This window comes from Wolbachia endosymbiont of Drosophila bocki, from assembly GCF_028982005.1.
Taxonomy (GTDB): Bacteria; Pseudomonadota; Alphaproteobacteria; order Rickettsiales; family Anaplasmataceae; genus Wolbachia; species Wolbachia pipientis.
This window is the reverse complement of sequence record NZ_JAPQLG010000141.1, coordinates 1-9,726: the sequence shown is the minus strand read 5'-3', so window position 1 is coordinate 9,726 and position 9,726 is coordinate 1. Positions and strand designations below refer to the sequence as shown.

Here is a 9,726-nt window from a genome sequence, read left to right as displayed (position 1 = left end):
ATAGATATACCTCTTTCTTAACTATGCTTATTTTACCTCATATTTTCGAGATCCTTAACAGGTTCTTATATCTATCGTTATACCATAAATAACAACAGTTATGACTTTAAAGTTGATAAACTAACTGGATGTTCAGCAGTGTTGCACTTAAAGACCTTTAATCCTTTGAATGATTGGTATGGGTTATCACCAATTGAGGCAGCTGCATATAGCATAGATCAACATAATCAGGCGGGTGCTTGGAATCAAGCGATGTTGCAAAATGGGGCAAGACCAAGTGGTGCAATAGTTGTGAAATCAGCGAAAGACGGGAGTGGTGGAAATTTAAGTCAAGAGCAGTACCAACGCTTAAAAGCGCAGATAAATGATCATTATTCAGGTTCTATAAACGCTGGAAGACCGATATTGCTTGAAGGAGGCTTGGAGTGGAAAGAAATGAGCTTATCGCCAAGGGATATGGATTTTATTGAGTCCAAACACAGCTCAGCTCGTGATATTGCGCTAGCTTTTGGCGTTCCACCGCAATTGCTTGGCATACCGGGTGATAACACTTATAGCAATTTAGTCGAAGCACACTTATCCCTCTGGGGGCAGACGGTTTTACCAACGCTAGAAAATATTATCTGTCACCTGAATTCTTGGCTGATACCAAGATTTGGTGAAGATCTGTGCTTGTCGTATGACAAAGATGCAATAGAAATTCTCATGGAAAAAAGACAAAAGTTGTGGAAATACGTAGAAAACGCAAGCTTCATGACGCTCAACGAAAAGAGAGAAGCATTTGGCTTGCCACCACTGCCAGGTGGTGATGAGTTAGGTTAAGTTTGTATCCGTTCAGATGAGTTCATTGTCCCCTAAACCGTACACCTAAGTAAATTAACTATTTTTCTTGCCAACCAGAGCGATGAAGATTTGGTCTACATCAAAACTCATCTTAGGACGCCAAATAGGGCCATCCAAATGCATATCGATATAGATTGGATTACTATAATTTGGTGGTATGAAAAAGAACCTGAATATAGAATTTAAAGTGAAGTTAGATAAGGTTAAATTAGAAGAGATCGACCCTGATGCTTGATCAATCCCGAATTGTAAACTAGTTGAACATATGCCACTCTTAATACTTGCTTTTCCGCTAATATTTTCAAAAAATGTTTTACCGTTATATATATCAATATAAGCAAGTGTGGAGATTTCAGACTTATTATTACTGCTTAACAAATTAGTGATAAATGAATTGAAATCTACATTAGTAACTTCTATTCCTTGCGCTTGTAAGTTTACATCTCCTGATAAGTTACTAGCCCAATCATGAAAACTTTTTCCTTGAGTTTTGATTTCACCATTTAAGCTTACCTGACCATTTACATTGTCAATTCCTATAACCTTACCAATCTTTTTAGTGTCCAAATTTACAATAGAAAACCTTGTATTTATTGAGTCTGATCTTAAATAACCCTGAAAAAACACTTGCCCGTGTTCTAATACGTAACTTGCCTGCCTGATAGTGATAGTGTTGTTTCTCATTACCGCATCCAAATTAAAATCTTTTAAAACATTCTGCTCGGTTTTAAATTCTGCAGTATTGATTTGCACATTTGCATCAAAGCCTTCTTTATCATCCAAAAAATCAAGCTGCTTTGTTGACCATTGAATTTGATCTATCTCATTTCTTGAATTTCTTTTCGCCTCTACTAAATTTGGTAATGTAATAATTTTTCCATTAAATTTACTGCCCGTAAGGTTAACATCTAATAAAGGTTTGGCGTATTTTTGATCTGCTAATATTTTTGCATTACCGGTAATATCGAAATCTTCTCCAGATAGTTTTATTTTATCTGCAACTAGCTTACCTTTTTCCATTTTCAGCAAAAAATCCAAATTTTTAATTTTCGTATCATTCAATGTAAGGTTATTAACACGGGCCTTTATATTTGTATCATACTGAAAATTTTTCAGCCATTGCATTTTAGGTAAACTGCTAAATAATGAATGATCATATTTATCTGCATCAAGATTATGCATGCTAAATTCACCATCGATCACACTGCGTTTTTTTGTGTGGCTTACTCTAATTGATCCTTGCAAGGATTCCTTATTATTTAGCAGTCTAATGTCTGAGATAGATAATATTCTTGGTGCAAGGTGCAGTTTAGAACTTAGTGTAAATTGATTTTTCTGGTTTTCTTTCATCTTTATAGAAGGGAAAAAACATGAAATGAATGACTCAAAATCATTTCCTTCGACTAATAAATCACCGTTGAATTCAGATAGGACATTATTGTTTGAGATCTCTCCTGATAAGTAAGATATATTATTGATTCCAGGAAATTTAAGAAGCGTATTAACTTTTACTTTGCCATCAGTGGATTTTAGTACAGCACGGAAATTGTCCAATATTTTGTTTTGATATTGAATGTTAGAAGCTTCCATATTAAAATTTAAGCTCAAGTTCTTTGGCACAACTGCTCTAAAACATTCCAGAAGATCCTTCATATTCATTGTTCTTTGTGAATCATTTTGTATGGAATCTAAATCAACTTTACTGAAGCTAATATTGAAATTAGTGTGATTGCCTTTTCTATCATTTTGTATTGTACCGCTGGCTTGCATGCTTTTGGAATCAATTTTTAAGTCAGTTGCCGTAAACTCACTTTCATTAAGACTTATATCGGATGATATCTTGATATTTTCGCTAGGAATAACACAAGAGAGAAAGCTAAGATTAATGATTTTTGCTAAATCACTCACAGAACCGGAACTGTTATTAATTGTTAATGTTAAATTACCCTGGAGTTCTTCTTGATTTCTATTACCTGTAAATAGCAAATTTACAAAATTTGATTCAACACTAATGTGTACATTCCTTTTTGTGATATTAACCTTTCCTGAAAAATCGTAATTATTATCACCTACCTTTACTTTACCAAAAAACTGCTTATTTTTTTTTACAGCAACTTCCTTTATGTTAACAATATCAGCGAAATCATTCTTGAAACTTACTTGGCTGTCTTTTATTACTATATTGACTGTGTTACCACTGGCGTTTGTATTTATAATATTAGGTAAATTTTCTTTGTTGCTTTTCATGCCAAACAATGTGATTGACTTTGGTTGCAACGAAAATAAAAACAACGATAGGAACGATGGCCTTATTTCAATTTTTCTTACACTAATTAAATCTGACAACTTTTGCTCTTTATTTTCGTTGTATTGTACGTATACATTATAAATGGTGAGCTTTGGGGTAATCAACGAAACTTTAATTTTTTCCCCAATATGCACTTTAGCATCATACGTCTTCTCTAACTCTTTTATGATATATTTCCTGTAGCCACTCCAATCCTTAAAAGTTGCAGCAACATGCATGAGAATTAATAGCAGTGAGATTGATAATATAGCATATAAAGAAAGTCTCATAATTTACACATGCTTAAAGTTTCCCTTAAATATTAAATAGAGAATACCAAAATAAACAATAACACTCAAAGCTATTAAAGTCGTTAAATAAACAATACGAGCCAATGTTTTATCAAAAAATAATCCTGCCAACAAAGAATTAAAAATATAAAGGGCTATTGACATGACTGCCGTTGCTACAAAAATTTTCATGACATTTAACAATAACGCTTGGCTAACCTTATACATTTTATTTATTGTTAAATAACTAATTAATAGAATGGAGTTTATCCAAGTGGAAACGGAAGTAGCAATAGCAATCCCCGTATGCTGATACTCGTTCATTAACAAAAGGTTTAGCACTACATTAATTCCAAGACACATTAGCGAAAATATGGTTGGTATTTTCAGATTGCCTTTAGCAAAAAATGTAGGTAGCAATACTTTATTTATAATAAATGCAGGTAAAGAAAGAGAAAATGCTATTAAAGTGGGAACAGTTTGCTGCACTGCATAATGATCAAACCGGCCGTAAGAAAAAAGCGTAAGTAAAATTATGTCGGGAATAATGGTAAAGGCAGCAGTTGTTGGCATAATTAACATTAATCCTATGTTGAGAGCCTTGTTCTGTATTTTGACTATATTTTCAGTATTATCCACCTGTTTTGAAATTAAAGGAAGAAGCACTGTGCCAATTGCAGTACCGATTATTCCCTGCGGTAGTTGATTTAGTCTATCGGCATAATATATATAGGACACCGCATTTGGTATAAAACTCGCCATGATTGTATCAATCCATAAGCTTATTTGAGTTACACAATTATTGATAATTGCAGGTACCACACGCTTAAAAAATAACCTTACTTCATTGCTTAATTCAAGGCTAAAAGAAAAAGCTGCCTTTAATTTATATGCACTAAATAGCATCAGCAACAACTGAAAAACTCCTCCTATCAGCACAGCTATAGAAAGGTTGTGCGCTGAGGTTTTTACGTAAGGCACAAACAAACTGATGATTAAACAAAGATTCAAAACGATTGGTGCAATAGCTGTTGAAGCAAAATGCTGCTTTACTTGCAGCATTCCACCAATAAGTGATGCAATTGAAACAAAGATTATGTAGGGCATCATAATTCTTGATAAAGTAACAGTAAGGGTAAACTTACTTTGGTCAAATCCAGGAGCAAAAATTTGAATCATATAAGGGGAGAAAGCTTGCATAATAAGGCAAAAAATTACTAAGATAATAAACGTAATGGATATTACACTACTTGCAAAATTAAATGCCTTTTTATTATCATATGATTCTGTCGAATATAACGGTATGAATGAGGTAGTGAACGCTCCTTCTGCAAAAAATGCTCGAAATAGATTGGCAAAGCGAAACGAAGAAAAAAATATGTCTGCAAGAGAGTTCGCACCAATGACCGTAGCAATCAATACATCTCTTATTAACCCTGAGATCCTTGAAATAGCCGTAAAAAAACTAAATGTGAAAATACTTTTAAACATACCACTACTTCATTAGTGTCAATACGATTAACTATAATGGTAAAAGTATCAATGAAAATATTTATTGGCTAAACTTAAAACCCTCTGCAAAAGGAGAGTTAAATAATCAATTGACTATTTGCGCTCTTATGTTAGAAATTTTATATCTTGGCGGGCGTAGCTCAGTTGGTAGAGCGTCAGTTTGTGGTACTGAATGTCGCCAGTTCGATCCTGGTCGCTCGCCCCACTAAAACCCGATAATTTGAAAAACCGTCATCCCGCTGCTTGTTGGCGGGATCTAGAGATACCGTGACGGTATGACGTGAGTTAGCTATACATTGGCCACTGATGATTGAAATAGTTATAGCTCTTTTTACAATAATCCGAACAGACCGTAATATGCTATTGGCCTGCTATAGCCATAAACACATATCTTATCGCATTCGGACTATTATAAGAAAGGCTATAATTACTGTAAAATTTGACATTAACCGCTAATAGTCGGAATATTAGTAGGGTACGAATTACTTAAAAAGCATGCATAAATATGATGTAGTGGTGGTAGGTGGTGGTCATGCAGGGTGCGAAGCTGCTGCTGCTGCAGCTCGCCTTGGTGCAAACACGCTGCTTATAACTCATAAAATTTCAACTATAGGGGAAATGTCCTGCAATCCAGCAATCGGAGGAGTTGCAAAGGGTGTTGTAGTCAGGGAAGTTGACGCTCTTGATGGAATAATGGGAAGAGCAATCGACCGAGCAAGCATACACTCAGTCATTTTAAATAGCAGCAGAGGTGCGGCAGTGTGGGGACCACGTGCACAGGCAGATCGAAAATTATACAAGCAAGCAATACAGGAAATTGTTCTAAATTATAATAATTTGACGGTAAAAGAAGAGTCGGTTGACGATTTTCTTATAGAGAGTAATAACAATGGAGAATTGTGCATTAAAGCTGTAATAACAAGCTCAGGGGAGCATATACTGACAAGTAAAGTCGTTCTAACTACAGGGACTTTTCTGCGGGGTGTGATTCATATAGGAGAGCAGGTAACTCCTTCAGGGAGAATGGGAGATAAGCCTGCCGTAGAACTTGCAAATACGTTGAAGAAATATAATTTTAAATTAGGTAGATTGCGTACCGGAACTCCGCCAAGGCTTGATCGTGGCACTATAAACTGGTCAATATTGCAAGAACAAGTGGGTGATAATCCACCTGTGCCGTTTTCTTACTTAACAGAAAAAATTAACCAACCTCAGGTATCATGCTTTATTACCCATACTAATGAAAACACGCATAAAATAATTAGAGAGAATCTGCACAGGTCAGCTTCTTCGTATTTGGATGATATTATAGCACCAAGATACTGCCCATCCATTGAAACTAAGGTTAAAAAATTCGCAGAAAAAAGTAGTCATCAAATATTTTTAGAACCAGAGGGCTTGAATGATGATACTATATACCCGAACGGAATTTCAAATTCATTGCCTATTGAAGTGCAGTGTGAAATGATAAAGAGTATCAAGGGACTTGAAAATGCAGAAATACTAAGACCTGGATATGCAGTTGAGTATGACTATATTGACCCACGAGAGCTGTTTCATACTCTCGAAACTAAGAAAGTTAAAGGCCTATATTTTGCTGGCCAAATTAATGGCACCACTGGATATGAAGAAGCAGCAGGGCAAGGAATTATCGCCGGAATTAATGCAGCACTCTCTGCATCTGAAAAAAAAGAAAGCTTTGTTCTTCATCGCACAGACTCATATATCGGCGTAATGATAGATGATCTAGTCATCAAAGGGGTGATCGAACCTTATAGATTATTTACTTCACGTGCAGAATATAGGCTAGCTATCAGGTCAGACAATGCAGATAGAAGATTAACACAAAAAGGTTATGATATTTCCCTTGTTTCGCATGAGAGATACTCTGTTTTACAGAATAAACTTGAATCCATTAAGCAGCTTGAAGAGAAGTTAGGGAGTCTGACGATTACTCCTGAGCAGCTTAGGTCTTATGGTATCAAAATATCTTATGATGGGATAAGAAAAACGGCACTAGATTTACTTAGCTATCCAAACATCGACTGGAATAAATTACAAGAAATATGGCCGGAGTTAAGCAGCGTCACGCGCTGGAATGACAAAATGGGACACACCAAAGCGGATAATAGAGCTAAGAATGAAATATGCGAAGCGGTTGAAATTGAAGCAAAATACAAACCTTATCTAATAAGACAAGAAGCGGATATGAAGTTTTTACGAGAGGAAATTAACACTCAAATTCCTATTGATTTCAACTATTCACAAGTTAAAGGCCTGTCAAGTGAAGTAATAGAAAAGTTGCAGACGATAAAACCAGCGACGATTGGCATTGCAAAGCAAATACAAGGCATCACTCCTGCAGCGATAGTGAGCATATTAGTGTATTTGAGAAACAGGAAAACGAAAGTGGCTGCTAATTTTGTATGAGGTGTTCTATGTCAAAAATCGAAGAATTTCGATCTTTTATGCGTGAAACAAATGTTGACGCATTTATATTGCATACTAAAGATGAATATTTAAGTGAATATTCAGACGAGTTAACCAAGTTATGTGGCTTCACAGGAACAAATGGGCTACTTATCGTTACAAAAGACAACAAGTGCCCATTTTTTACGGATGGACGCTACATCACACAAGCTCGCAATCAGCTCGATCGGGGCAATTTTCAAGTGTATAATATACAAGAAGAGGATCCACGCGAATGGATAAAAGCAAACTTAACATCAACTGCCTCACTAGGTTATTATTTGCAATATTTTACCATAGAAGATATAAGAAAGTATGAGAATATCTGTAAATTAATACCCTGTTTAGCTGGAAAAAAAAGTGACTGTCGAAAACAAGCAGTGGTTTTACATTCTATTGAATATGCTGGTGAAAGTAGTAGGGACAAATGTGAAAAAATAGCTAAAAGCATAGATAAAGAAGCTGAAGTAGTGCTTTTAACTGATCCAAATTCAATTTCATGGTTATTAAATTTAAGAAATGAAAATGCTAAATATACTCCATGTATATTGGGCCGTGCTATATTGTATAAAAGCGGTAATGTTGATTTGTTTATTCAAGATAAAGAACATTCAACTATAGAAGCAAATTTAGGCAATCATATAAATATTTTTGATATTAGTGAGCTAGAAAATTCGCTGCACAAGCTAAATTCAATAGTTATAGATCCAAACACAACTCCAATGAGTACTATGGCTGTAATAAAAGATAAACAGGTAGCTGAAAGAGAGGATCCTTGTCTAATTTATAAAGCAGTAAAAAACCAAACTGAAATAGCTGGGGCTATAAATGCGCACATCAGAGATGGAGTGGCAGTTACAAACTTTCTACATTGGCTTGAAAATAATGTTGGTACAGAGCTTGAAGCTGAAGAGAAACTCTTAGAATACAGAAAAGAGCAGAATTTGTTTAAGCAACTAAGTTTTCCAACAATTTCAGCATTTAATGAGAATGGAGCAATAATTCACTATCGTGCAAGCAGTAAGACGAATAAGGTAATTCAGAAAAGTGGACTATATTTGATTGACTCTGGTGGCCAATACCTTAATGGTACAACTGATGTGACAAGAACTGTAGTGGTTGGTAATCCGACCAATGAGCAAATAACCCACTATACAATAGTGTTGAAAGCTTACATTGCTATAGCAAGTGTCATCTTTCCTTCTGGCACTACTGGTGGAGAATTGGATATATTGGCACGTACGCATTTATGGAAATTTGGAATGGACTATATGCATGGTACAGGGCATGGAGTAGGAAATTACCTATCAGTACACGAAGGACCACAAGCAATATCAAAAAGTAATAAAGTGAAACTCACGCCAGGGATGATACTTTCCAACGAACCTGGCTATTACATTCCGGGAGAGTATGGAATAAGAATTGAAAATCTGATATATGTTGACAGGCAAGAGAATGGCTTCTTAAACTTTAAACAACTGACCTCTATTCCATATGATAGAAGACTAATAAATGTGCAAATGCTTACTAAGGATGAAATTGAATGGATAAATGGCTACCATCAATTTGTCTATAAAAACTTAGAAAATAGCGTAAAAGATAAGGAATGGTTAAAGAAGGTATGTGACCCTTTATAAGCAAAGGAGCATTTTTTATTATTTAAAAAGTATTAATGCAATTGTGACAGGTATTTTGTATTGTTTTTAATTTTAAAATAATATACAATGAAGAACACGTATTTTTAGGTAGGTTATAATTATGATAGACAAAGGGCAAGAAGATGAGTTTATGAAGCAGTATATGGATACTTGCAAAGAGCAAATAGAAAAATTAGCCAAGGATCCTGAATTGCTTAATCAGACTTTAAAACCATTTATGCAAATGTCTCAGCAGCTTATGGCTGGCGGTATGTTAGAAGGGGCTATGCCTGGCATGATACCTGATTTGGGCAGTGTGGATGTTAACAAGATGATTGCTCAGATGAAGGAAATGATTGACTACATAAGAGGTAACTATAAGGAACTAATGAAAGAGCACAGCTCGCAGATTCAAGAGCTTGATGAGTCCAGTAAAAAGCTAAGAGGCTTAGTTAAAAAATTGATAGAAAAGATCGAAAGTAAGTAAATAACATCTGGATTTCTGTCATTCTATATACAATTTTCTAGTTGGACGGTAAGTCGAGGTCAATTATTGATGTCATGAAAGTAGCTGACACTGGTTCCTTTATGACGGCAGTGCCCGGAGGTGTCATCCCGGTGCTTGACACTGGGATGGCTTTGTTGCATCGCTCTTCGGATAGTAGGTAACGTACAATAAATTCATGAA

6 protein-coding genes and 1 tRNA gene are annotated in these 9,726 nt (G+C 35.3%); 5 read left to right on the top strand and 2 right to left on the bottom strand.

From position 1 onward, the window contains the following. Nucleotides 1-39 precede the first annotated feature (39 nt). Entirely contained in the window at nucleotides 40-822 is a 783-nt protein-coding gene (locus OZD61_RS03135) for a phage portal protein (RefSeq protein ID WP_274979814.1), read from the top strand. 54 nt (nucleotides 823-876) lie between these two features. On the opposite strand, the gene OZD61_RS03130 is transcribed toward OZD61_RS03135, so the two are convergent. Together OZD61_RS03130 and murJ are read right to left on the bottom strand one after the other, a co-directional pair. Then, the gene (locus OZD61_RS03130; RefSeq protein WP_274979813.1) at nucleotides 877-3,420 is read right to left on the bottom strand and encodes an AsmA family protein; all 2,544 of its coding nucleotides are present in this window, start codon (nucleotides 3,418-3,420) and stop codon (nucleotides 877-879) included. A gap of 3 nt (nucleotides 3,421-3,423) precedes the next feature. Continuing rightward, entirely contained in the window at nucleotides 3,424-4,911 is a 1,488-nt protein-coding gene (gene murJ / locus OZD61_RS03125) for a murein biosynthesis integral membrane protein MurJ (protein ID WP_274979812.1), read from the bottom strand. Between the two features lie 150 nt (nucleotides 4,912-5,061). Here murJ and OZD61_RS03120 point away from each other — a divergent pair. The 4 genes from OZD61_RS03120 to OZD61_RS03105 all read left to right on the top strand — a co-directional run bounded on the left by OZD61_RS03120 (nucleotide 5,062) and on the right by OZD61_RS03105 (nucleotide 9,525). Beyond that, nucleotides 5,062-5,137: transfer RNA gene (locus OZD61_RS03120), tRNA-His, on the top strand. 290 nt (nucleotides 5,138-5,427) lie between these two features. Beyond that, nucleotides 5,428-7,362, top strand: coding sequence for a tRNA uridine-5-carboxymethylaminomethyl(34) synthesis enzyme MnmG (gene mnmG, locus OZD61_RS03115; protein ID WP_274979811.1), 1,935 nt, complete (start codon nucleotides 5,428-5,430; stop codon nucleotides 7,360-7,362). Between the two features lie 8 nt (nucleotides 7,363-7,370). Next, nucleotides 7,371-9,038, top strand: coding sequence for an aminopeptidase P family protein (locus OZD61_RS03110; RefSeq protein ID WP_274979810.1), 1,668 nt, complete (start codon nucleotides 7,371-7,373; stop codon nucleotides 9,036-9,038). Between the two features lie 121 nt (nucleotides 9,039-9,159). Next, nucleotides 9,160-9,525, top strand: coding sequence for a hypothetical protein (locus OZD61_RS03105; RefSeq protein WP_274979809.1), 366 nt, complete (start codon nucleotides 9,160-9,162; stop codon nucleotides 9,523-9,525). Nucleotides 9,526-9,726: the final 201 nt, after the last annotated feature.